Below are 25,679 nucleotides of genomic sequence, written 5' to 3' on the forward strand. Positions count from 1 at the left end.
TATGGAGACACAAAAGTTTAGTTATGACAACAGTATTGTTCGTGCATTCCTTTACGCGACCATAGTTTTTGGAATTATAGGTTTCGTGTTTGGACTTACGGCAGCATTGATGCTTTTCTATCCTGAGCTTCCTGAGTTTTTGTTTGGAACTGACGATACAACAATCAACAGTCTTGCATCAGGAAACATACAAGGGTTAATTAATACCAACGGTGCGTTAGGGTTTGGTAGAATAAGAATGCTACACACCAACACGGTAATCTTTGCATTCGTATGTAATATCGTTTATGTAGGGGTTTACTACTCTACCCAAAGATTATTAAAAACAAGAATGTACAGCGATACTTTATCGTGGATTCATTTCTGGACATGGCAATTTATGATTGTTGCTACGTTTATCACATTCTTTATGGGGATCAACACTTCAAAAGAATATGCTGAGCACGAGTGGCCAATCGATATACTAATCGCAGTTTCGTGGATCATTTTCGGAGCGAACATGATTTTAACGATTGCAAAAAGAAGAGTAAGACATCTTTACGTAGCTATTTGGTTCTATCTTGGAACTTGGGTTGCTGTAGCGATGCTTCACATATTCAACAACTTAGAAGTACCTTTAACGTTCTCTGGCTGGAAATCTTATTCAGCGTATGCAGGAGCAAAAGATGCCATCGTACAATGGTGGTATGGTCATAATGCGGTAGCATTCGTATTGACGACTCCGGTTTTAGGTTTAATGTATTATTTCTTACCTAAAGCGGCTGACAGACCTGTATTTTCATACAAACTATCAATCATTCACTTTTGGTCATTGATTTTCGTATATATCTGGGCTGGTCCTCATCACCTTCAGTATACAGCTTTACCGGCATGGGCACAAGCAGTGGGAACTGGATTCTCAATTATGCTTATCGCTCCATCTTGGGGAGGAATGCTGAATGGTCTTCTTACATTAAGAGGAGCTTGGGATAAAGTAAGAGAAAATCCTATCTTGAAATTCTTCGTAGTTGCAGTTACTTGTTATGGTATGGCAACATTTGAAGGACCTCTTTTGGCAACAAAAAACATCAATAAAATTGGTCACTTTACAGACTGGGTTATCGGTCACGTACATTTAGGAGCATTAGGATGGAATGGTTTCATGGCATTCGGTGTTATCTATTATTTGGTACCGATCATGTGGAGAACCAAAATGTGGTCTGTAAAATTAGCTAACTGGCATTTCTGGTTGGGTACTTTAGGGATTATTTTCTACGCAGTACCAATGTATATCGCAGGATTTACTCAAGGTTTGATGTGGAAACAATTCAACCCGGACGGAACTTTATTGTGGAAAAACTGGTTAGATACTGTTACTGCAATTATTCCTTACTTTAAAATGAGATTCTTAGGTGGTTTATTCTATCTTTCAGGAGGTCTTTTAATGGTAGTGAACGTTTACATGACAATCAAAAAAGGATCTTTCCAAAAAGAAGTTCCTGCAGAAGCACCTGCTTTGGCTAACATCAGCAACAGACGTAAAGAAGGAGAAGGTCTTCACCTTTGGTTAGAAAGAATGCCAATCTTGATGACAGTTTTAGCATTACTTACTATCTCTATAGGAAGTATGGTAGAAATTATTCCTACTTTATCATTAAAGAAAAGTGTACCTACAATTTCTGCGGTGAAACCTTATTCACCATTAGAATTAGAAGGTAGAGATTTATATATTCGTGAAGGTTGTAACGCTTGTCACTCACAAATGGTAAGACCATTCAGAGACGAGATTGTAAGATTTAACGGTAAAAACGGACAGTACTCTAAAGCTGGAGAATTTGTTTACGACAGACCTTTCCTTTGGGGATCTAAAAGAACTGGACCAGATTTACATAGAGAAGGTGGTAAAAACCCAAGTTCTTGGCACTACAAGCATATGTATAACCCAAGACAAACGTCTGCAGGTTCTATTATGCCACGTTACCCATGGTTGATTTCAAATAATCTTGACCGTTCTCAAATGGTAGACAAAATCAAGTTCATGAAAAATACCTACGATGTACCTTATACAAAAGCTCAGATTGATACTGCAGATAAATGGGCAGACAATCAGGCAGCGAAAATTGTAAAAGATATCTTCGTAGAAGCGGCTGACGTTAAAAAAGTGTACGAGAACAAACCTAAAGGAGAATTAGAGAAAAAAGAGATTATCGCTCTTATCGCTTATCTTCAGAGATTGGGTACTGATATTAAAACGACAGAAATAAAAACAGCTAGTAACTAATAAAATTAAAAGCTTACGATGATTCCTCAAAACTTTAAAGATATATTATCCAATACTGAAAATGCAGGTTTGTATCAAACATTGGCTCTGATTTTCTTTATGTTGTTTTTCGTTGCTTTGATAATCTATGTTTTTAGCAGGCCTAAAAAATATTACAAAGAAGAAGAGCACGCTCCGCTTGGGGATGACGAAGATGATTTTAATTTAAAAAATTAAACTATTTATTATGAGACAAAGAACACCGGTTGTTGTAAACATTTTAATAATAACAGTATTATTAGTAATATTTTATTATTTATTTGTTCAGAGCTACTCGTTTTTAGCTTCACCATATTTCTGGGGAACTGTTGTGATCAGTGCTATTTTAGCATACATTCACAGCGCTATCGGAGATTTGATTGAGAACAATAAATTTAAAAAATTAACGGCTGAAGAAAAGTCTGCTTACTTAGCTGAAAAGAAAATTCCTTTCTTGAGAAGACAGTATGATGCAGCTTTCAAAAAGCAATCAGATACTCACGAAAAAGATATTTTGATCGACCACGGTTTCGACGGAATTATGGAATTAGACAATCAATTACCAAAATGGTGGTTAGGTTTATTCTATTTCGGAACTGTATTCTGTATCGTTTATATCTGTGCTTATGCTTTTACCGATTTTGCTCATCCTATCAGCGAATATGATAAAGAGTATAAGGAACAAGAAGCTGCAATTGCAATATATCTTGCAGATCAACCACCAGTAACAATAGAATCAGCAGTTTTCTCTGAAGACAATATTGCAGCAGGTGAAGAAGTTTTCAAAACCAACTGTGTATCTTGTCACTCAGACGGTGGTAAAGGAGGTATCGGTCCTAACTTGACAGATAATTTCTGGCACAACCAACCTGAGAAAACATTATTCAAAAACGTATTCCACGTAGTTGAAAATGGAGTTACAGGAACTGCAATGCAGGCTTGGGGAAAAAATGGAGTTTTAACCGGTACAGACATTCAGAATGTTGCCGCTTACGTTTACTCTATCAACCAGCTTAAAAAACCAATTACACCTGCAGAAGGCGGCGCACCACCATATGGTGATGAAGCTCATTGGGAAAAACAGTAATTAAAAAAAATAGAAAGTATATGAAAAACATAATTTGTTATTAGATAAAAATAGTAACGAATTATGTTTTTTCGTTTTTTAAAACCTAGTAAAAAATGTCAAAAATAGATGAAGACATCGCTCGCGGTGGACAAGGACAGGTCTTAGACCCTGAAACCTATAGAGATTCTATAGGCACAATGGAACAATCCGGTAAAAGAAAGTGGGTTTTTCCTAAAAAACCAAAAGGTAAATACACCAACTACAGAAATCTGGTAAGCTATATTTTACTGGTTGTGTATTTTGCCGTTCCATTTATAAAAATCAATGGAAACCCTTTCTTTTTGTTTAACGTTATCGATAGAGAATTCTTTATTGCAGGACAGCCTTTTTATCCGCAAGATTTTTTCATCCTTACATTAGGCGCTATTGCATCTCTTATTTTCATTATTATTTTTACGATTGCATTCGGAAGAATTTTCTGCGGGTGGATTTGCCCTCAGACAATTTTTATGGAATCTGTCTTTCGTAAAATAGAATATCTGATCGAAGGAGACCGAAATAAGCAAATGAAGCTTGACAGACAGGAGTGGAATACAGAAAAGATCTGGAAAAGAAGTTTAAAGTGGTCGGTTTACGTTGTTATTTCTTTAATCATTACCCATTTTATGTTTATGTACATTGTGGGATATGAGGAAGTATTTAACATTGTTTCTGAAGGGCCATTTGCCAATCCTACCAACTTTATCGTAATGATTTTATTTACGGCAGCTTTTTACTTTGTATTCGCATGGTTTAGAGAGCAAGTTTGTACATTGGTTTGTCCGTACGGAAGATTACAGGGCGTTTTAATTGATAAAGAAACCATCAACGTATTTTACGATTTTAAAAGAGGTGAAAACCGTTCTAAATGGAGAAAAGGTGAAGACCGAAAAGCCGCAGGAAAAGGCGATTGTATAGACTGTTATCAGTGTGTTGTAGTTTGTCCTACCGGAATTGACATCAGAGACGGGCAACAGCTAGAATGTGTAAACTGTACTGCCTGTATCGATGCTTGTGACGAAGTAATGGAAAAAGTAGGCTTACCGAAAGGTTTGGTACGTTATGCATCCGAAAAAGAAATAGAAACCGGAGCTCCGTATAAATTTACCGGAAGAATGAAAGGTTTCGCTGTCGTTTTGGTTTTATTGGTTGGATTCTTAGGATACTTACTTTCAAGCCGTGGCGAGATGGAAGCAAAATTCATTAAACCGGCAGGAAGTACATTCTTTGTAAGAGAAGGAAAAATCATCAATACGTATAACTATACTTTCTTAAATAAAACAAACGACAAAAAGATTGTTACCATTAAAGTAATAGAACCTGCGCATGCAGAAGTGGGTTACAGCGCATCAAGCAAAATTACTGTAGAACGTGACAAGATTTCTAAAGGTACCATCAACATCAGTTTCCCGGAAGCAGAAATGAATTTGTCTAAACAAAACATCACCATCGGCGTTTATGATATGAAAGGAAAGTTGATCGATTCTTATCAGACGTACTTCGAAGGACCTTTTAAATTACAGTTTTAAAATTTTAAATTATGAAAAATTTCACTTGGGGACACGGCATTTTTTTAGCTTTAGCCTCTTTCATTATATTTATTTTATCAATGGTTTTTCTTTTTCCAAACGGACAGAAAAACTCTGAAATGGTGACCGACAAATATTACGAAGAAGAACTTCTTTACCAGTCTGTAATTGATGCTAAAAAGCGTGCAGATGAGCTTGCAGAAAAGCCAGCTTATTCTCAATCCCCTGAAGGAATTAAATTAACCTTCCCGAAAGATATCAACAATTCAAATACTGTGGTAAGTTTTGTTTTAAACAGATCTGATGATCAGAATTTAGACGTTAAAAAAACGGTAAAACTAGATGTGAGCAACTCTTTTGTTATTCCTTCATCAGTTTTAAAAAACGGAAATTATACCTTAAGACTCCATTGGATAAAAGATAAAATCGACTACAGACTCGATTATGACGTGATATGGAAATAGCATTGATTATATCTGCAATTGGTTTAGGCTTCGCATCCGGTTTTCACTGTATCGGAATGTGTGGTCCCATTGCGTTATCAATGGGTCTGACCAAAAAGCAAGCTACTAATTACTATCTTCAAAATCTTACCTATCAATTTGGAAGAATTGCAACTTACGCTTTTTTAGGCGCAATTTTAGGAATTGTAGGTCAGGGATTTGAGATGGCAGGTTTTCAGCAATATCTTACGATTGGAGTAGGAATTTTGTTGATTATCATGGCATTATTTTCATTTGGCGGAAAAGATTTTGCTTCAAAAATTCCTTTTATTTCTAAATTCCTTTTTAAAGTTAAATCAAACCTCGGGAAACTGCTTCAGAGAGCAGATTATCGCTCAAGATTCACCACAGGTATTCTGAACGGATTTTTACCTTGTGGAATGGTCTATATGGCTCTTACAGCAAGTCTTGCAAGTGGCGGAATTTGGCAGGGCGCTTCTTTTATGGCATTATTTGGATTGGGAACACTTCCATTTATGTTTACCGTTGTTTTGGTAGGAAATCTGATGAATCAGGCATTTAGAATTAAAGTGCTAAAATTCGTTCCAGCTGTAATGATCATCCTTGGTGGATTGTTTATACTAAGAGGTCTTGAACTTGGGATCCCCTACATTTCTCCACCATCGGAAGCAATGAAGGTTTCTCCTGAACATGATGTGAATTGTCACAACACAGAACCGAATCATAAGCATAATCCGGCAACCTGTCATTAATCAATCCTATTTATGAAGCTTAAAATTAGTTTTCTGTTTATCATTCTGTCTCAATTTTTTATCTCTCAACAGGGAAAAATAATTAATAATCAATCAACAGCTTTCAAACTTTTAGATAAGGAAGATCCTATAGAATTTATTGTTTATGACACTCAATTAAATCATAAAAAACCAGTCTTCCTATGGTGTCAAGGTTCACTTCCCTACCCGATTTATGTCAATTCAAAAGAAGAAGGACTTTGGATTATTGGTGGTGGAATTACCAATTTTGATGTAGAAAATATTGTGAAAAATTACAATTTAGTAATCATTTCAATGCCTAAAACACCTTTAATAGCTGATGAAAAAGATATTAACGAATCTTATTGGTATTACGGAAATTCTAAAAATGAAAATCAACCTACTTTAGACTTTCAAAAAGCAGATTATTTAGAAAACTATGTAAACCGTGCGCAGAAAGTTCTTAAATTTTTAAATAAACAAAAATGGGTAGACCGTTCAAAATTAATTGTTGCAGGTTCTTCTCAAGGTTCAAAAGTTGCTACCAAAGTGGCAGCTACGAATAAAAATGTATCCAAGTTAGGTTTATTTTCAGCAAATCCGTTTGGCAGAATTGATCAGAATATCAGAGAATACCGAAAAGAAGCTGAGCAAAAACAAATTTCATGGGAAGAAGCCGATAAAGGGATTGAAGAAGAATATCAAATGTTCAGAGATGCACACAATCCCAAAAAGTTAGCACAAAGACCGGAACTTCTTGCGTGGAAATCCTTCTCAGTCCCATTATTGGATGATTGGTTGCAATTCAAAAAACCAATTTATTTAGCGTATGGAACTCATGATATTGCAAGTGATTTGAATGACCTAGTTCCAATTTATTTCATCAGAGAAAACAATAATAATCTGACATTCAAAAGATATTTAAATCTTGAACATAATTTCTTTGAAGTAGAAAATGGAAAAGTCAATCATCAAAAACCACATTGGGAAGAAGTGATGAATGATTTTGTGGAATGGACGTTGAAATAAAAAGGTAAAAATTATTACTTATATCTTAATTTTGATCATTTATTATTTGATAGTTGATAAACTTCTGGTATTATATATGTAGTTTTAATTTGAATATTTTCACACTTATTCTCTTCATACCATTTCAACCACTCTATTTTATCTTTTTTAAATACACCAATGGGATAAGTTCTGGAATAATTCATAATATGCTCCACCGATACTGGTGCATAATTATAAATGAAAATAACTGATTTTCTGAATGTTTCATCTTGAGAAATAGCAATATTACTTTCCACAATTTTAATGTGACAAAAAAATGCTTCTTTAAATCTTAAATTTTCGTTACAACTATTGTTTTGTCCAAAATTTTTAAATGAAATAAAAATTAATAAGAATAGAATTAATTGTTTTTTCATGACACTGGAGCTTTGATATATCTTTTAAATGTACAATAAATACGGATTGAATTAGCATATAAACCACCGCTCAATTCAAAATATTATATGTCTAATTTACTAAACTTAAAGGTGTAAATCTTTAAATTTTGATGAAGAATCCCTTTATTCCAAAAAATGACAAAAACCACCGAATTTCGGTGGTTTCATTATATAAAATAAAATATAAATTTTAATTAATCAATTCAAATCTCGCATATTCAGCGATCTTTTTAGGAAGCTTAATTCCTTCTTCAGTCTGATTATTTTCAAGCAATGCTGCCATAATTCTTGGCAACGCCATTGCAGAACCATTCAACGTATGCACCAATTGAGATTTTCCGTCTGCTTTGTAACGGCATTTCAATCGATTTGCCTGGAAAGTTTCAAAATTAGAAACCGAACTTACTTCAAGCCATTTTTCCTGAGCAGCACTCCAAACTTCAAAATCGTAAGTCATTGCAGAAGCAAAACCTGTGTCACCACCACAAAGTCTCAACACTCTGTAAGGCAATTCAAGATCTTCTAAAATTCCTTTGATGTGTTCTACCATTTCTTCCAAAACAGCATAAGAATTCTCAGGCTTTTCGATTCTTACAATTTCTACTTTTTCAAACTGGTGAAGACGGTTCAAACCTCTTACATGAGCGCCGTAGCTTCCCGCTTCTCTTCTGTAGCATTGAGAGAATGCCGTATTTTTAATTGGAAGATCTTTTTCATCCAACAAAACATCACGGTATAAATTCGTCACCGGAACTTCCGCTGTAGGAATTAAATATAGATCATCTGCATTGATATAATACATTTGTCCTTCTTTATCCGGCAACTGCCCTGTTCCGTAACCTGAAGCTTCATTCACAACGTGTGGCGGATTTACTTCAAGATAACCAGCATCCGTATTTTTATCTAAGAAATATTGAACCAAAGCTCTCTGCAATCTCGCTCCTTTCCCGAAGTACACAGGGAAACCAGCTCCGGCAATTTTCACACCCAATTCAAAATCAATCAGGTTGTATTTTTTTGCCAGTTCCCAGTGAGGAATTGCTCCTTCACCTAAACCTTCCACATCATGAGACTGATAAATAATTTCGTTATCATCTGCAGAAACACCTGCTTTTACCAATTCGTAAGGTACGTTTGGAATCTGGTACAAAATTGTAAGTAAAGATTTCTCAACGTTTTCTAGTTGTGTCTGTAATTCTTTACTCGACTCTTTGAACTGTGCTGTTTTAGATTTGGATGCTTCAGCTTCTTCTCTTTTTCCTTCTTTCATTAAAATACCAATTTCTTTGGAAATCTTATTGATCTCGGAAAGTTGCGAATCTAATTCAAACTGAATTCTTTTTCTTTCTTCATCGGTAACGATAGCCTCGTCTACCAACTCAAGATTCTTGAATTGTCTTTTTTGAAGACCTTCTAAAACGCGTTCTTTATTGTCGCGCAAAAAATTAACCTGTAACATGTTTGTTGTTGGGTGTTAGATGTTTGTTGTTGGGTGTTGCAGGACTTCCATCATCCAGCTTCCATCATCCAACAGGATTCTGCAAATTTAAGATTATTTTATGATTGTAGCCACATTTGGCTGATCGGGAACTTTTGTAAATATCAATTGATTATTATAAAGCACTCTCGAAACTTCGAAAACATTTGGGGAGGATCGGTAAAATATTTCGAGCTTATCCTGAACTACAGGAGCATTCTGCGTTTCTGATATCTTTTTAATCAAAGAAACCCGAATTTCCGATTTGTAAATTTTACCTCCGTCAGAAGTGTCTTCTACAAACTGTCTTGTAGCTCCTGCAAGATACTCGAGATAATATGTAGAATCAGCAAGCATTTTTCGGTTATAGCTTACATTCACATTATCTTTTTCCGCCAATTGATCAGTAAAAGTAACTCCTGTGTAAGAACCAATTTCTGTAGGTTTCAAAAGGTCATTCCCGGATGAATCTTTGATGTAAAGATTAAAAAGCTGATCAATTTTCTGCAGAGAATCTTCATCACTTCCGCAACTGAGAAGCGTGAGACTGATAAGCGTTAAAACAAGAAATATTTTCTTCATTCCTACAAAGATAAAATATTAATGAAAAATAAGTTTATTGATTTTCAAAATATTTCTGATACCAAAGTTCAAAAGTCACCAATTGCCAGATTTTCACACAGTCGTATTCGTTTTTTTGGTTGTTCCACCATTCATTAATAACTTCTGGTTTGAAAAAATTTCTCTTTTTTAAGCTATTCAGATTTTCAAGAATAAATTCTCTTACTTTTGGTTCGGTTTTAATAAAATGAGCAAGTGGAAAAGAAAAACCGCGCTTTGGCATTTTCAAAATTTCCGAAGGAAGATATTTTTCGGCAACTTTTCTTAAAAGCGGTTTATTTTGAATTCCATTATACCGTAATTTCTCAGGCAAAGAAGAAACATAATCAATCAAATCATTGCTCAAATAAGGATAACGGAATTCAACACCATATTTCATCGCACTCAAATCATCTCTGAAAACATGGTGTGAAGACAGAGAATATTTCATATCATATTCAAAAAGCCCTTGATAATCTTTAGTTTCTGATAATTTTTTATCTTCTAAATTCGTTTTAACTGTATTAAAAACAGCATTAGAAAAAACATTTTTAGCTTCAAAAGGCTTCATACCGACCTGACTTTGTCTGAAAAAATCAAGCATGTCATCCTGAGAAAAATAATTTTTTACTTTTCTTGAAAAATCATCATTGGTAAAAATAAAATGACGGATTGCATTAAATTTTTTCATCGAAAACCATTTATTAAGCTTTAAAGAATGAGAATATCCCGCAAAAAGTTCATCGGCTCCATTTCCGCTTAAAACTACTTTAAATCCTTTATTCTTTGCAAATTCTGCGGCGTTCATAAGAACTTCAAGACTGCTGTAAGGCTCTTCAAAATGCTGAATATTTTCTTTTAATTGATTTAAAATCTCATCATCGGAGACTTTTTTTACATTATGCTGAATATCAATCTTTTCAGCCATCAAAGACGCATTTTTCACTTCGCTTTCCGAAAACTGATAAGAAATGGTAAATGCATTGATGTCATTTTTGAATGGTTTAGCTTTCGCGGTAATCAGTGTAGAATCTATTCCGCCGCTCATCATACTCGTTACAGGAACATCAGCAAAAAGCTGTTCTTTGACGCTTTCAGACAATAATTGATCAACTTTTGCAACCGCTTCTTCTTCGGTTATATTTGCTGATTTTTCAGTCGGGAAATTCCAATAAAATTGTTTTGAAGAGGTAAAATCATTTAAATCTAAAACTAAAAAAGATGCCGGTTCTAACGAAAATATATTTTGAAAACACGTCTCCGGAGCTAAGGTCGTTTGAAAAAGGAAATTAGTATACACTCCGGTCCAATTGATTTCTGGCTTGATAAATTCATTTTTTAGAATAGATTTTATTTCGGAAGCCCAAACTAAAGCATTTTCATTTTTAAAATAAAACAAAGGTTTTAAACCAATCCTGTCTCTTCCAAGGATCAACTTTTGTTTTTCCAAATCGATCAAAGCAATCGCAAACATTCCATCAAATTTGGCAAACATTTCCGTTCCCCACTCTTCGTAAGATTTTAAAATAACTTCTGTATCTGAATTGCTTTTAAAATGATAACCTAAATCTTCAAGTTCTTTACGTATTTTTTTAAAATTATAAATCTCTCCATTGAAGGTAATCGTAATTTTCTCATCATCAGAAAGCATCGGTTGATGCCCTTTTTCAGACAAATCTACAATTGAAAGTCGGCGAAAACCTAACGCAATTTTCGAATTTGTTTTATTTAAAACAGGAAAAGTTTCTTTAATTTTTTTCGTAGAATCATTTCCGGAAAAAGATTCTCCTTTCACCCCATCAGAAATCCAGAAACCTTCATCATCTGGACCGCGGTGACGAATGGCGTTATTCATTTCTAAAATATTTTCAGAAGAAATTTCGTTCATAAATGAATAATAACCGCATATGCCGCACATAAATTGTTGATGGTTTTTAGTTGACAGTTGATGGACTGAGATTCAATGTAACAAAAAATATATTATTTAATATTTTCAGTATCTTATTTGAAAACTCTTAATTGATTGGTAAAAATAAGGATTTGGTATTAGATTTTAACCAGGAAAATATCAATTGCTTTTTTTAGAAAAAGTTTTAATCAATGTATTAATTTCATCTTTAGAAATAATATAATCTTTGATTTTAAAATCGGTAGACTGATAAAATTTCCAGAATAATATCGCTGCAGAAACTACATATGATAAGGTCGTTACAAAACAGGCGCCCCAAATTCCCCATTTCGGAATGGCAAAAAAGGAAAAAGTAACCGTTATCAATAATCCTACAATCGATTTTATATTTAATATTTTCAACTCTTTAATTCCTGAAAAATAATAGCCAATCATATCACTTACTGCAATTGCCAGAATTCCGGGAGCTAACAAAAGCATGATGAGCTTGGTTTCACTAAACTCTTTTCCAAAAATAAAAGGATACACAAAATCCGGAATAATCAGAATTCCAAAAATAAAAACAAGCATCAAAGTGAATGAAAGCTTGAGTGAAGATTTAGTTTTAACAATAGATTCTTCCCTGCTTTCGCTATTTACAACGTCAGAATAAAGAACGACCGCGATACTTCTTGTAATTGTCCATATTGCTTCTGAAAATGTAATTCCGATAGAAAAGATTCCCACAATAGCAATTCCTTCAAAGTATTCTAAAAAATAAAAAGAAAGTCTGTAGTTTAAAAACTGAATAAATGTGCTCAACTGGGTTTTCCAGCCATATTCGAACATATTGATGAATACTGATTTTGAAAATGAAAATTCTGAAAATTTACATTTCTTCAGAATCAGAAAAAGACTGGTTAGAAACAGAAATGCTAAGCAGAAAATCTGAGCTAAAAAGTAAACCGAAACATCTTTCAGTTTAACAATATAGATCAGAATTGCGATAAACAAAACATGTACAAGCTGCTGTAAAACAGTATAAATATTGAAAAAGCGAATATTCTGCGTCCCAATAAACAGACTAATATTGGTCGATAAAAGCGATGAAAGAACAGAAATACCAATTAAATAATACAAAAATTCATTCTGAATCGCCGCAAAACTGAATATCAAAGGAACTGCAGTTCCTACAATGAGCGACCAGAGATAAGAGTAAACCAGAACCTGCTCTACCTTAAATTTTCTTGCAAAATAAGAGGTACTGCTTCCCGAAAAAATACTACTGAAAAAACTAACCAGAGCAACATTGGCAATGACAATTGAGATCGTGCCTTTTCCTTCACTTCCCCACATGTTGGTAGAAAAGATGACCAGACCAAAGCTCAAAATCAAAATCAAGAACCTTGAAATAAAAGTCTGAACAACTTTAAGCTGCTTCATTTGTTGTTTTTTGGTAAAGAATTTTTGATAAAGTTAACAAAAGAATTCTTGATGACATTCCAATTGTAATTTCGTATAAATTCTTTTCTTGCATTGGTTGCATGAAGATTGTACAGTTGCGGCTCGTTAAGATAAGCTTCAATATGCTCTGCAATCTTTTTAGAATCATTTGGATTCACCAAATATCCAAAATCAGAAACATTCATGTGTTTTCTTATTCCTTTCAAGCTTGAATAAATAATCGGTTTTCCGGCGCCCATGTAATAGAATAATTTGATGGGCAGCGAATGATGATTTTCAAAATTAAAAGCCCTCAAATCAAAACAAATATCGGCATCAGCAAAAGCTTTTGTAAATTCTTCGAAAGAAGTCGGTTTTCTGATCTCTATATTTTTTACTGAAGATTTGGCAAGAATATCCGAGAAATAAGTTTCGTCCGATTTTTTTATCGCAGAACCAACAATCAGTATTTTGATATTTAACCGACGATTACTTTTGTGAAGTTCTTCAACAGCATTGAAAAAATTCCCGATTCCTTTATCTTCTGAAATTGCGCCTGTGTAACAAAGCGTTATTTCGTTTGCATTTAAATCCTTAATATTTTCAGAAACGAATCGTTCGTGAGGATAATAAGGCAAAATAATTTTCTTTTTAAAAGGAAAAAAATAAGCCAATGGAAACTTTTTGGTCTCTTCACCAAAGATAAAATAAGTGCTTAAAAAACCTGCATATAACTGAACCAAGAAAAATTTTATTCCGTGAACCCATTTCATCAAAAAATTGTAATTCTGAAGCATCGACATCGCAGGATACCATTCTGTAATATCATAAACAACACTTACTTTTTTCGTTTTACGAAATTTGTTTGCTGCAAATACAGCAATAGGTTCAGAACAGATAATACAATCCGGCTGAAAAGAACTGCAGACTTTTATAAACTTTTGAATTTTTGTCTGTACAGATTGGTTTAAAATATCAAAAGATTCTATCTCAATACCATCAATTCCGCCTTTAAATTCCGCTGTTAAACTACAAATTTTCACTTCAAAACCAGATGTAATCAATTCTTTTGCCTGATGAAAAAAGATTCTGTCATCATCAAAATTATGGGCAGTGGTTAAGAATAGAATTTTTGGCATAGAAGTGCTTATTCAAAAAATTCCTCATCAGTTTCTACGAATCAGAAACCAAGAGGAATTTTCATTATTTCATTAAGGAATTATTTTATGGTAACTGCCCAACTTTTGCTGAAAGGCAATAAAAAGTTTCCTAAAAATTCTAAATACGTGTTTTTTGAGAAATCAAAAACTTCTATGTCTTTTGAAAGTTCTCCGCTTCTGATTTTATTTTTAAAATCGATAAGCTTTAAGGTTTTTACTTCTCCGTTTTCTACGAAGCTGGCTGTCATTCTGTCGAATAATCCCAATTGGTACTCTTCGTCAATCTCCCTCATTATTTTACCCAAAGCATCGATGCTGCAGCCTGAAGCCATTTCTTTTTCTTCGTCTACACAGATTACGATAAACTGATTTTTTTCAATTTTAAAAGATGACGAAAGTGGTTTTCCGTGCGCTGCCCAACCTGCCAAGAAATCATATAATTTCTCTGTAATTACTTTGGCTTCTTTTGTAGTGAAAGGTCTTGATGCGGGATATATGATAACTCTGTAATCGTTTGCTTCAACAATATTAGATTCTTCAATTTTCATTCTGAATAAATTTAAAAAGTAAAATTACGCATTTTTCCTGAGTTGGAAACCATTGTACTTTTTGCTTAATGCATACAGAAGTACAATAAAAAGCAAAAGAACAAAACCTAAAAAGAATCTCAGATTGGCACTATCCGGAAAAAAAACAAACTTGATATAAATATTGGCAAAGAATAATAAAGACAAGATTCTGATCCACCAATCTTTTGAAAAATAAAACGTTGATCCAACTAAAATTAAGGAAGTCAAAGTTATTTTTTTAAAGTTGATTAATTTAAATAATAGAAAATCAAAATACTTCTGAAAAGTAAACTCTGCTTTTTCAGCCGAAATTATTGGTCTTCTGTAAAAGAAACTGTCATAGAAAAGATCTTTCCAGCCAGGATAATTGTAGTATTTAATAATCGCAACATAAATTACAGCAATTGAAAATCCTTGAAGAATTAAACTATAATTGATCTGTTTATTTTCTTTAAAATATTTAAAAACGAAAACTACAAACAGATAACTCATTGCAAAAAGCACATAATCTGGTCTGATTAAAACGCAGCAAAGAAGGAAAATAAATTGTAGTAATTCAGATTTTTTTTGAAGCAGACTAATGATAAAAAACATTAGAAAGACAAAAACGAACATATCTGGTGTGGGATTTTGCGCCATGTCTCTTACCGGAGGAAACCAGAAAACAAACAATGAAAGTAGCGGTGCAATAAAATAGTTTTTGGGAAACAGTAGTTTTAAAATATAAAACATCAGTAAACCACAAATAAAATAGGAAAAAATATTGACCATAAGAACCGAAAGAGGTCCTGTAAATCCTAGTTTATACAATACATAAACTGCAGCATTAAAGCCAAGTTTAATTTTATAATATGGCAATTGCTCGCCAAAGGCTTTATAATCTGCGTAGAAAACTTCATTGGCATGATTGTAATGAAGAATATCGTTGAATTCTGTTTTTGAAGCCTCTTTTTCAATATCAGAATATACTTTTTCCTGTGCTTTTTTTGCATCATCAGGAAATTCCCAGGAATAAACGCTGCCTAAATATCCAGGCATATCCCAATCGTAAACCCTATTCTGATAGCAGGAAAAAGTAAGAAAACTTAAACCTAAAATAAAAAAAAGAAAGGATAAACCCCATTTTAAATTCATAACTCAAGATTTATCCTTTCTGGAAATATATTTACAAATCTTCAGCTTCCGCCAAAAGTTCTACGATATCTTTTACTTCAACTTCGTTATTTTTATTGAAATGTTTTACGCCGTCAGTCAACATCGTGTTGCAGAAAGGGCAACCTGTTGCAATGATTTTAGGCTCGAAAGAAAGCGCTTCTTCTGTTCTTTCCACATTAATATCTTTTTTTCCTTTTTCAGGTTCTTTAAACATCTGTGCTCCACCTGCTCCGCAACAAAGACCATTGGTTTTGCAACGTTTCATTTCAACCAATTCGGCATCCAGCTTTTCTAAAAGCATTCTTGGAGCTTCATATTCATCATTCGCTCTTCCCAAATAACAAGGATCGTGGAAGGTAATTTTTTTACCTTTAAAACTTCCGCCTTCAATCTTCAGTCTGCCTTCATTCATCAGTTCTTTTAAGAATTGGGTATGATGAATTACTTCATAGTTTCCGCCTAAATTAGGATATTCATTTTTAAGCGTATTGAAACAGTGCGGACAAGCCGTAACGATTTTTTTTACTTCATAAGCATTCAGAACTTCAATGTTCGTCATTGCCATCATCTGGAAAACAAACTCGTTTCCTGCACGTTTTGCAGGATCACCTGTACAGCTTTCTTCCTGTCCTAAAACAGCGAATTCAACACCTATTTTATTTAAAATTTTGCAGAATGCTTTGGTTATTTTTTTGGCTCTATCATCGAAACTTCCAGCGCAACCTACCCAGAAAAGAACTTCCGGAGATTTGCCTTCCATTGCGTAATCCGCCATTGTTTTTATATTGAAATCCATATCAGTTTCAAATTTATCAATATAACAGTGTAACAGTTTACCAGTGATTGTTACATCGTTACATTTTTACATTATTAGATTAATTAGTCTTTTGCCCAATTCAGACGGTCTGCCTGATTGTATTGCCAAGGTGCGGCATTGTTTTCTACATTGGTCATCATCAAATTCAATTCCTGCGGTGCTGCAGATTGCTCCATCACCAAGAATCTTCTCATTTCGAAAATAATAGAAAGCGGGTCAAGCAATACCGGACAAGCCTGTGTACAAGCATTACAAGTAGTACAAGCCCAAAGTTCTTCTTTTGTGATGTAGTCGTTCAACAATTTCTTACCATCGTCTTCAAACTTTCCGTTTTTATCGATATTTCTACCAACTTCTTCCAAACGGTCTCTCGTTTTCATCAAAATAGCTCTCGGTGAAAGCTTTTTACCTGTAATATTTGCTGGACAAACAGAAGTACATCTTCCACATTCTGTACATGAATAGGCATTCAATAACTGAACTTGGTTCAAATCAAAAATATCTTCTGCACCAAATTTCGACGGAGCTTCTTCTGCACCTTCAGCCGGAGCTGCGTAAGGATCTGCATTCGGATCCATCATCAATTTGATTTCTTTGGTAACCGATTCAAGGTTATTGAATTTTCCGTACAAATCAAGATTGGCGTACCAAGTACTTGGAAACGCAAGGATAATATGTAAATGTTTAGAATAATAAAGGTAATTCATAAAGAACAGGATCCCTATGAAATGGAACCACCAAGCTCCTCTTTCAACAACTTCTAAAAAGATATTATCAAAACTGAAAATTTCTAAGAAAGGAACCAATGTCATTTCACTGACTGGAAAGCTTCCATGTGCTGCTAAAACTCCTCTTTGCTGTAAGATAAAGTCGGAAGAATTCATCGTGAAGAAAGCGACCATTAAAGCAAATTCAATGATCAAGATCCAGTTGGCATCATTTTTTGGCCATCCGAAAAGTTCTTTCATCGTCAATCTTTTCACTCCGTAAAAATTTCTACGGATAAAGAAAAGTACCACACCAACAATTACTAAAAGTGCTAAAACTTCTAATGTTGCGGTGAAAAAATTATAGAAAGTATGTCCGAAAATTGTTGATAGAAAACGGTGAGTTCCGAAGATTCCGTCAACGATAATTTCAACTAATTCGATATTAATAATTACGAAACCGACGTAAACAAAAAGGTGCAAAACACCTGCAACAGGTCTTGCCGTCATTCTGCTTTGTCCCATCGCAACTCTTGCCATGGTTTCCCAGCGTTCAGCTTTTCTGTCGCTGCGATTAATTTCTCGTCCTAATCTGATATTTCTATAGATCTTCAGAAGACTTTTTCCAAAAAGCCCGAAACCTGCAATAAGTAAAATCAGAAAAAATACATTATCAAGATACTGCATATTGTAGATTTTTAGTCTTTACTGTTCTTACCGAAAACTGAGAAATTAATATATCTCTTAGGATTCGCTTTCATATCCTCGATTAAAGAGTTCAGATTGGTAGATGCAGAGTTCAGGTTGTTGTACAACTGATCATCTTTCATAATCTTCCCTAAACTACCTTCACCTCTGTCAATACCAGAAATCACACCGTTTAATTTCCCAACAGTCTGATCTAGATTAGCAATCGTCTGATTCAATTGCTTGGTATCTATACTTTCCGCAAGATTTCCGTATTTATCCAAAGTTGTTTTACCACTTTGCATGGTTAAACTTGCTTCATCAAGAACTTTCTGAAGTTTCGGATCATTATTACCAACCAATTTGTTTACGTTTCCTGCTGTAGTTTCTAATGCACCTACAGTTTTGTTTAGGTTGTGAAGTAATATTCTGATTTCTTCTCTGTTTTGAGCATTCATTACCTGATTAGCATTTGCCATCAAAGAATCTACTCTATGCAAAACAGTTTGCAACTGGTCTTTCACAGGACCAACCTGAGAAGAAAGACTGTTCATCATTCCTAGCTTGAAAGCACCTTTCAAAGTATCTCCGTCTTTTGCAGTAGGACCACCATAAAAAAGATTTACTCTCATTTCTTTACCACCCATTAAGCTTGGCTCAAAAATCTCAAGATTTGAATTTTTTGAAAATTCAAAATTATCATCTACGGTAATCTTTACGACAAAGTGTAACTTTCCGTCTTTGCCTGTCTGAGGAATGATTTTATCAACCTGTCCTACTTTCAGACCATTGATGGAAACCGGAGAAGACTGTGCAAGACCTTCTACGTTATCATATTTTGCGTAAAATATATTGTCGGTAGTAAAAAGGCTTCTGCCTTTCATAAACTGAAATAAAATCACGAAGCCAACAATGGCTAAAAGCGCGATTAAACCAGCCTTTAATTCTTTACTGAATTTCACTTGTTAAATTTTTTCTAATGTAGCAAATATAGTACATTTTAAATTAATGTTTCTCTTTATTGCTCTGCGTTAAATACAAAAAAAGCGCCAAAATTACTTTGGCGCTTTTATATTTTTAAATTAGAATCTTATTGTTGATTTCCTAATTTACTCCAGATTTCAATTCTGTAATCATCGATATCTGCATTGTCTTGTAAGCTCTTTAACCAAGCCTGACCAAACATTCCTGCATTTCTCTGAGTAACAGACTCTGTAAATTGTTTTACATCGCCTGGTTGTTTATTAATTGTTTCATTCTTTTTAACAATAACATAAACACCAGTACCACCTTCGATTGGATTTGAAACTTTTCCTTTTGCAATACCAAATGCAGCACCTGCAACTTTAGGCTCCATCGCTCCTGCTACAGAAGGATTAAGCATGTTAACCTGAGCTGATTGCTTAGTTGTTGCAAATTTTGTAGCCACCTGATCTAAGCTTCCTGCTTTTCCAATTTTCTCAGAAATTTGCTTAGCTGCCAATTTATTCTGAACTACTGTTTCTATCTGATCTCTTACAGATTCCGGATCTGCAAGACCTTTTTCCTGTTTCCCGTTTAAGTAAACAACTACTTTATCTCCTGTACCTTCTACAGTGAAGAACTCTGTATCACCTTTTTCTCTTTTCTTATCAAAAGCCCAAGCAATAATTTCACCGTCTTTATCAGTTCCTAAACCTTGAAGCTGACCGTCAAATCTTTTTGCAGATTTAGCGTTAGAATATTGGTAGTTTGATTTTTTAGCAATATTTACAAAATCATTGAATGATTTCCCTTGAATCTGCTGGATAAATCTTCTTGCTTTCTTATCAACTTCAGCTTCTGTAGCTTCAGAAGGCTTAATAGTTTTCACGATATGAGCAATTTTATAACCCATTGCCCCAGCTTTTTTATCTTCAATATTGATGATGTGATAACCGAAAGCTGTTTCTGCTAAACCTGTAGCGCCTTTAGGATTGTTTGCCAAAAACGCTAAGTATCCTGGAGCGAACTGACTTTGAGGAGTCGTCCAACCCACACTTCCTTTTCTTTCAACAGCACCTGGCTCGTCAGAAAGCTTAAGACCTTCTGCAAATTTCGTAGGATTAGCTTTAATTCCAGCCATTAAACTGTCAGCAATTTTTTTAGCTTCTTCTTTAGTTCTTGTCGCTGTAGATCTTTCAGCACCTTTATAAGCGATCAAGATATGGTTTGACAACGTAGAATCTGAAGGTTTTTTGTCAATTAATTTAGACAATACATAAAGATTCTGCTCTTTGTAAGGTCCGAAAACCTGTCCGATTGCAGCCGTTTCAATTTTCCCTTGTAATCCTTGAGGCATTTGGTTTGCCTGAACATAAGCATTGTTATATGGCATATCTGAGTTTGCCATTACAAACATAGAATCATTAGTAGTGTTTTGGAAGTTTTCTTTTCCATCACTTGCATCAGTACCTCCAGAAAATATTTTGGTAATATCTTTTTGTACCGCAGCTTCATCTGCCGGACTTGGCTGAGAAGGGAAAAATGCAATTCCTAAATTTCTGCTTGGCTCAGTTTTAAACTGTACCGGATGCGCTTTGATATAATTAGCTAAATCCTCAGTTGTAACCTTGATTTTATTTTTCTGAAGATAAGAAGCGTAATCTACTTTTACAAAGTCGATATCAGCAAGCTGATCTCTTTCTTTCATCAATTCTTCAGCTTCTTTTTTACCTGTAGTGATACCTGCAGAAACATTAGCAAAAACCTGTCTTGCCATAATTCTGTACTCAATAGTCTTTCTAGTTTTCAACCATTGACTGTATCCTTCAGGGTTTGTATTCTGTAGAGTTTCAATTTCTTTTTTTAATTCCTGAAGCTTGAAATTCCCCTTTTCGTCAAAAAGCTGTTGGTTTTGTGCAAACATTTGATCAAACTGAAGCTGATTCCAGAATAGATCATCTGTCATTTCGAAGCCCATTTTTTCAAATTGCTGTTTTACCAATTTCGACTGTACAAGTAGTTGCCAAGCTTGTTCTTCAAGTCCGTTTTTTGGTTGACCTTGCTGCTCTGCTTGTTGTTGTAATACGAAAAGCTGGTCGTTATACTCTTCACGAGTAATTTTCTCACCATTTACTTTTCCTAAAACATCAGGGTTTTTACCAAAAACCTTATCAAGGCTTTCCGGGTTTACCAAAAACGCCAAAAGCGCCAATGCGATCATTCCCATCAAAAGCCAAGGTCTACTCCTAATCTGTCCTAAAATTGCCATTTTATAAATATAGTTTTTATATCAGTGTGCGAAAATACACATTTTTAAGAAATTACAGAAATATAAGTCGTGTTTTTAATTTTTAAAATTCAAATACTGTGAAAATGGAAATTTTGACCGTATTTTTTGATGATTATCAAATGGCATTAATATTGTCAATTTAATATACAGTTCATACATATTGCTTTCTTTAAGCAAATTGTGAAATATCATTGTAACGACTTAAACTGAAAATGACAATTTGTCATTCGATTTATTATGACAGAATTTGAAGATATAAATTTTGATGATATTCTTGGCGATGGTTTTAACATAGTAGCCGAAGAAATCAACCTTTCTGACCTGGATATGGATAATGAGAAAAGCTCTGAGCAAAACATTTTCCCGATACTTCCGGTAAGAAACATGGTGATGTTCCCAAATGTGGTAATTCCCATCACTGCAGGAAGAAAGACTTCTATACAACTTCTTGAAGAATCGCAACAAAACGGTGATTATATAGGAATTGTGAGTCAGAAAAACTCTGACATCGAGCAACCTACCGAAAAAGATCTTTATCACACAGGAACTTTAGCCAAAATCATTAAGATTATTAAGCTTCCGGAAGGAAACATTACCGCTATTACCAAAGGATTCCATCGATTTAAAGTAAAAAAAATCGTAGAATCTCAACCTTATTTTAAAGCTGAAATATCTAAATTAAAAGATACAAAAGCTAAAAATAAAGAGGAATACGAAGCTCTACTGGAAAACATTAAAGATTTAGCTCTAAAAATTATTGAGCTTGATCCTAATATTCCGAATGCTGCCAATTTTGCAATAAAAAACATCAGCAACAATGAAGATTTGCTGAATTTTGTAAGCACGAATGCCAATTTCCCTTACTTGGAAAAGCAAAAACTTTTGGAAGAAAAAAGCCTGATGGAAAGAGCCAAAAAGTGCTACGAAATGATGCACGAGGATTTCCGAAAGCTTGAATTGAGAAATCAAATTCATCAAAAAACTTCGAAAGATTTAGACAAACAACAGAGAGAATATTTCCTGAATCAGCAAATCAGAACAATTCAGGATGAATTGGGAGGTGGTCCAGAAAGCGATGTTGAAGATTTGCTTAAAAAAGGACAAGATAAAAACTGGAAACCTGAAGTTGAAGAACATTTCCAAAAGGAAATAGGTCGACTACAGAGACAAAACCCAAATTCTCCGGATTATAATGTTCAGAGAAATTATTTAGATTTCTTTACAGATTTACCTTGGGAAACCTTCACAAAAGATACTTTTGATATTGAAAAAGCCGAAAAAGTTTTAGACAAAGCTCATTTTGGTTTAGAAGATATTAAGAAAAGAATTTTAGAACACATGGCTGTTTTAAAATTGAAAAATAACATGAAATCCCCTATTCTATTATTGGTAGGTCCTCCTGGAGTTGGTAAAACATCTCTAGGAAAGTCTGTTGCCGATGCTTTGGGAAGAAAATACGTACGCGTTTCTTTAGGGGGACTTCATGACGAAAGTGAAATTCGTGGTCACCGAAAAACGTATATTGGAGCAATGGCAGGAAGAATTCTTCAGTCCATTAAAAAATCGGGAACTTCAAACCCCGTAATTGTTTTAGACGAAATAGATAAAGTGGGAAAAGGAATGCACGGTGATCCTAGCTCAGCATTGCTTGAAGTTCTGGATCCTGAACAAAACAGCTCTTTCTACGACAACTTCCTTGAAATGGGTTATGATTTGTCTAAAGTAATGTTCTTGGCAACAGCAAACTCACTTTCTACGATCCAAACTCCGCTTTTAGACAGAATGGAAGTCATTCAGATTGCAGGTTATACTTTAGAGGAGAAAATTGAAATCGCTAAAAGACATTTAATTAAAAAACAACAGGAAGAAAACGGTTTGACTGCAAAATCTTTCAAACTTGGAAATCCTGAATTGAAACATATCATCGAAGCACATACTTCGGAAAGCGGTGTAAGAACTTTAGAAAAAAGAATCGCCGCAATTGCACGTTGGGTTGCTTTGCAGACTGCTTTGGTAAGAGAATTTGATGCTAAAATTACGGTTGATAAAGTTGATGAAATTTTAGGGGTTCCAAGACCAAAAAGCTTATCTGAATTGACAGATGTTCCGGGAGTAGTAACCGGATTGGCGTGGACAAGCGTAGGTGGAGACATTTTATTTATCGAAAGTATTACCAGCAACGGAAAAGGAAATCTTACCATGACCGGAAATCTGGGAACGGTAATGAAAGAATCTGCAACCATTGCGTTGGAATACATTAAAGCCAAACATGAAGATCTGGGAATAAGTGAAGACGATCTGGAAAAGAAAAATATTCACGTTCACGTTCCTGAAGGAGCCACACCAAAAGATGGACCTTCTGCGGGAATTGCAATGCTAACTTCCATGGTTTCTTCATTCAAAAACAAAAAAGTAAAACCTCATCTTGCCATGACCGGTGAGATTACGCTAAGAGGAAAAGTACTTCCTGTAGGCGGAATTAAAGAAAAATTACTCGCTGCGACAAGAGCAGGAATCAAAGAAGTGATTCTCTGCGAAGCCAACAGAAAAGATGTGGAAGAAATAAAGCAGGATTACCTGAAAAATCTGAAAGTAAACTACGTAAGCTGGATGAAAGAAGTACTGGAACTGGCCATCGAAAAATAAATATTCAATAATAAACATAAAACCTCATCTGAAAACGGTGGGGTTTTATTATTTTTATACAGCAGATTTTAAATTATGAATTTTATCAAACTTCCATTTCTCCTGAAACTTGCATTAGCAGTTATTTCCATCATCGGAATAGGTTACCTTATCAAATTAGGACAGAGTATTTTGGCTCCGTTTTTTTTGGCTTTTTTAATGGCGATGCTTTTTTTACCATTTGCCAATTTTATGGAGCAAAAACTAAAGCTCCCAAGATCTGTTTCTACAATTGTTTCAGTCATGATGATGCTGATTATTCTTACGGGAATGATCTATTTCTTCGGCTCCCAAATATCAAGCTTCAGCAAAGATCTTCCACATCTCAGCAAACAGTTTAATTTGGTTTTTCACAATCTGCAAAACTGGGTATCACATACTTTTAATGTAAAAATCGACGAACAGTTTGATTATTTAGACCAAGGTTTGGCTAAACTTTTATCTTCTTCAGGAGTGATTTTAGGCTTTACTTTTGGAGTTTTTTCTACAAGCTTAGGGTTTTTAGCATTTTTTATTCTGTTTTTTGTCTTTATATTAAATTACAGAAGAATATTAAATAATTTCATCGTTAATGTCTTCAACGAAAAACACAAAGCCAGCGTACAGGAAGTTGTTTCAGAAGTCAGAATCATGACCAAAAGATACATTATCGGGCTTTGTCTTCAGGTAATTATTGTTTCGGTACTTGCTACAACAGTTCTTACTATTTTAGGCGTAAAATATGCAATTTTATTAGGTGTTTTAACAGGATTACTGAATGTAATTCCTTATATCGGAATCGCTATTTCTTTATTAATTTCTTGCTTTATTGCATTTGCAACAGGCACTGTTTCAACTTGTGTTTATGTAGCAATCGGCTATGTTATTGTTCACGCTATCGACGGAAATATTGTACTGCCTTTTGTGGTAGGTTCAAAAGTAAAAATCAACGCATTATTTTCTTTCATCGGAATTCTTTTAGGCGAACATCTTTGGGGAATTTCCGGAATGTTTCTTTGCATTCCCGCGATTGCAATTATCAAAATTATTTTTGAAAGAGTTGACGGTTTAAAACCTTGGGGTAAACTATTGGGTGAAGAAGAAAAGCCTAATAAAAAGAAAAAATCTTACAAAATTTCAAAAAATATCACCTTAAAGGAAATGGATTAAATATGAGTAATTGATAATAAACAATGAATAATTTCTGCCAAAATTAAATTTTCATTGATTTTTTCACAACGAAAAAGAATTTTATTTAATTTTAATAAAAAATCACCTTATGAAAATTATTAAACTTATTATCAGTCTTCTTTTCGGATTAATGTTTATCAATGCAGGATTAAACAAGTTTCTCAATTACATGCCCATGGAAAAACCGACTCCAGAGCAAATGGAACTTTTCGCCGCATTTGAAAAAATCTTCTGGTTGATGCCTTTAGTAGGAGCTGTAGAAATTATTGGCGGACTGTTATTTATCTTCCCAAAAACCAGAGCTTTAGGAGCAATTGTTATTCTTCCCGTAATGGTAGGAATTGTAATTCATGTTTTCACGATGGATAAATCGACAATGGGAATGTCAATCGCAGGCGTTTTATTTTTAATTAATCTTTGGATGATTATTGATAATAAAGAAAAATATAGAGCTTTGCTGAAATAATAATGTGAATGGTGAATGGTCAA

General features: G+C 34.2%; 22 protein-coding genes. 10 read left to right on the plus strand and 12 right to left on the minus strand.

Annotated elements, in window-relative coordinates; genetic code table 11:
* Position 1: 1 nt before the first annotated feature.
* The 7 genes from ccoN to BUR17_RS10695 all read left to right on the plus strand — a co-directional run bounded on the left by ccoN (position 2) and on the right by BUR17_RS10695 (position 7,160).
* On the plus strand, positions 2–2,260 hold the full coding sequence (gene ccoN, locus BUR17_RS10665) for a cytochrome-c oxidase, cbb3-type subunit I (protein ID WP_074230376.1): 2,259 nt from the start codon (positions 2–4) through the stop codon (positions 2,258–2,260).
* 18 nt (positions 2,261–2,278) lie between these two features.
* Positions 2,279–2,476, plus strand: a complete 198-nt coding sequence (locus BUR17_RS10670) for a cbb3-type cytochrome oxidase subunit 3 (RefSeq protein WP_066675109.1) — start codon at positions 2,279–2,281, stop codon at positions 2,474–2,476.
* 10 nt (positions 2,477–2,486) lie between these two features.
* Positions 2,487–3,365, plus strand: coding sequence for a cbb3-type cytochrome c oxidase N-terminal domain-containing protein (locus BUR17_RS10675; protein WP_074230377.1), 879 nt, complete (start codon positions 2,487–2,489; stop codon positions 3,363–3,365).
* Positions 3,366–3,460: 95 nt separating this feature from the next.
* The gene (gene ccoG / locus BUR17_RS10680) at positions 3,461–4,915 is read left to right on the plus strand and encodes a cytochrome c oxidase accessory protein CcoG (RefSeq protein WP_074230378.1); all 1,455 of its coding nucleotides are present in this window, start codon (positions 3,461–3,463) and stop codon (positions 4,913–4,915) included.
* An 11-nt stretch (positions 4,916–4,926) separates the two neighbouring features.
* Positions 4,927–5,379 (plus strand): FixH family protein, encoded by a 453-nt coding sequence (locus BUR17_RS10685; RefSeq protein WP_074230379.1) that lies wholly within the window; start codon positions 4,927–4,929, stop codon positions 5,377–5,379.
* On the plus strand, positions 5,370–6,131 hold the full coding sequence (locus tag BUR17_RS10690; protein WP_074230380.1) for a sulfite exporter TauE/SafE family protein: 762 nt from the start codon (positions 5,370–5,372) through the stop codon (positions 6,129–6,131). The genes BUR17_RS10685 and BUR17_RS10690 overlap by 10 nt, the downstream gene beginning before the upstream one ends.
* A gap of 12 nt (positions 6,132–6,143) precedes the next feature.
* A complete protein-coding gene (locus BUR17_RS10695; RefSeq protein WP_074230381.1) occupies positions 6,144–7,160 on the plus strand; it encodes an alpha/beta hydrolase fold domain-containing protein in 1,017 nt (338 codons plus the stop codon).
* A 35-nt stretch (positions 7,161–7,195) separates the two neighbouring features.
* Here BUR17_RS10695 and BUR17_RS10700 read toward each other — a convergent pair whose 3' ends face one another.
* The 12 genes from BUR17_RS10700 to BUR17_RS10755 all read right to left on the minus strand — a co-directional run bounded on the left by BUR17_RS10700 (position 7,196) and on the right by BUR17_RS10755 (position 21,314).
* Positions 7,196–7,558 (minus strand): hypothetical protein, encoded by a 363-nt coding sequence (locus BUR17_RS10700; RefSeq protein WP_074230382.1) that lies wholly within the window; start codon positions 7,556–7,558, stop codon positions 7,196–7,198.
* A 211-nt stretch (positions 7,559–7,769) separates the two neighbouring features.
* Positions 7,770–9,038: a serine--tRNA ligase gene (gene serS, locus BUR17_RS10705; protein ID WP_074230383.1), complete on the minus strand. Its 1,269-nt coding sequence runs from the start codon at positions 9,036–9,038 to the stop codon at positions 7,770–7,772.
* Between the two features lie 93 nt (positions 9,039–9,131).
* Positions 9,132–9,638 carry a hypothetical protein gene (locus BUR17_RS10710; protein WP_074230384.1) on the minus strand — a complete coding sequence of 169 codons (507 nt, stop codon included), beginning with the start codon at positions 9,636–9,638 and terminating at the stop codon, positions 9,132–9,134.
* Between the two features lie 34 nt (positions 9,639–9,672).
* Positions 9,673–11,574 (minus strand): asparagine synthase (glutamine-hydrolyzing), encoded by a 1,902-nt coding sequence (gene asnB / locus BUR17_RS10715; RefSeq protein ID WP_074230385.1) that lies wholly within the window; start codon positions 11,572–11,574, stop codon positions 9,673–9,675.
* A 150-nt stretch (positions 11,575–11,724) separates the two neighbouring features.
* Positions 11,725–12,987: an oligosaccharide flippase family protein gene (locus BUR17_RS10720; RefSeq protein WP_074230386.1), complete on the minus strand. Its 1,263-nt coding sequence runs from the start codon at positions 12,985–12,987 to the stop codon at positions 11,725–11,727.
* Positions 12,984–14,126 carry a glycosyltransferase gene (locus BUR17_RS10725; protein ID WP_074230387.1) on the minus strand — a complete coding sequence of 381 codons (1,143 nt, stop codon included), beginning with the start codon at positions 14,124–14,126 and terminating at the stop codon, positions 12,984–12,986. The genes BUR17_RS10720 and BUR17_RS10725 overlap by 4 nt, the downstream gene beginning before the upstream one ends.
* Positions 14,127–14,206: 80 nt before the next feature.
* A complete protein-coding gene (locus tag BUR17_RS10730) occupies positions 14,207–14,695 on the minus strand; it encodes a hypothetical protein (protein WP_074230388.1) in 489 nt (162 codons plus the stop codon).
* A gap of 24 nt (positions 14,696–14,719) precedes the next feature.
* Entirely contained in the window at positions 14,720–15,850 is a 1,131-nt protein-coding gene (locus BUR17_RS10735) for a hypothetical protein (protein ID WP_074230389.1), read from the minus strand.
* A 31-nt stretch (positions 15,851–15,881) separates the two neighbouring features.
* Positions 15,882–16,667 carry a (Fe-S)-binding protein gene (locus BUR17_RS10740; RefSeq protein ID WP_074230390.1) on the minus strand — a complete coding sequence of 262 codons (786 nt, stop codon included), beginning with the start codon at positions 16,665–16,667 and terminating at the stop codon, positions 15,882–15,884.
* Positions 16,668–16,750: 83 nt separating this feature from the next.
* Positions 16,751–18,082, minus strand: a complete 1,332-nt coding sequence (locus BUR17_RS10745; protein WP_074230391.1) for a (Fe-S)-binding protein — start codon at positions 18,080–18,082, stop codon at positions 16,751–16,753.
* Positions 18,083–18,093: 11 nt separating this feature from the next.
* Entirely contained in the window at positions 18,094–19,044 is a 951-nt protein-coding gene (locus BUR17_RS10750; RefSeq protein ID WP_074230392.1) for an MlaD family protein, read from the minus strand.
* 128 nt (positions 19,045–19,172) lie between these two features.
* Positions 19,173–21,314 carry a peptidylprolyl isomerase gene (locus tag BUR17_RS10755; protein WP_074230393.1) on the minus strand — a complete coding sequence of 714 codons (2,142 nt, stop codon included), beginning with the start codon at positions 21,312–21,314 and terminating at the stop codon, positions 19,173–19,175.
* Between the two features lie 258 nt (positions 21,315–21,572).
* Here BUR17_RS10755 and lon point away from each other — a divergent pair, with 258 nt between their 5' ends.
* The 3 genes from lon (at position 21,573) to BUR17_RS10770 (ending at position 25,656) form a co-directional block, all read left to right on the plus strand.
* Positions 21,573–23,981 (plus strand): endopeptidase La, encoded by a 2,409-nt coding sequence (lon, locus tag BUR17_RS10760; protein WP_074230394.1) that lies wholly within the window; start codon positions 21,573–21,575, stop codon positions 23,979–23,981.
* A 75-nt stretch (positions 23,982–24,056) separates the two neighbouring features.
* Positions 24,057–25,169: an AI-2E family transporter gene (locus tag BUR17_RS10765; RefSeq protein WP_074230395.1), complete on the plus strand. Its 1,113-nt coding sequence runs from the start codon at positions 24,057–24,059 to the stop codon at positions 25,167–25,169.
* Between the two features lie 109 nt (positions 25,170–25,278).
* Positions 25,279–25,656, plus strand: coding sequence for a MauE/DoxX family redox-associated membrane protein (locus BUR17_RS10770; protein ID WP_074230396.1), 378 nt, complete (start codon positions 25,279–25,281; stop codon positions 25,654–25,656).
* Positions 25,657–25,679 lie beyond the last annotated feature (23 nt).

Source organism: Chryseobacterium scophthalmum, assembly GCF_900143185.1.
GTDB lineage: Bacteria > Bacteroidota > Bacteroidia > Flavobacteriales > Weeksellaceae > Chryseobacterium > Chryseobacterium scophthalmum.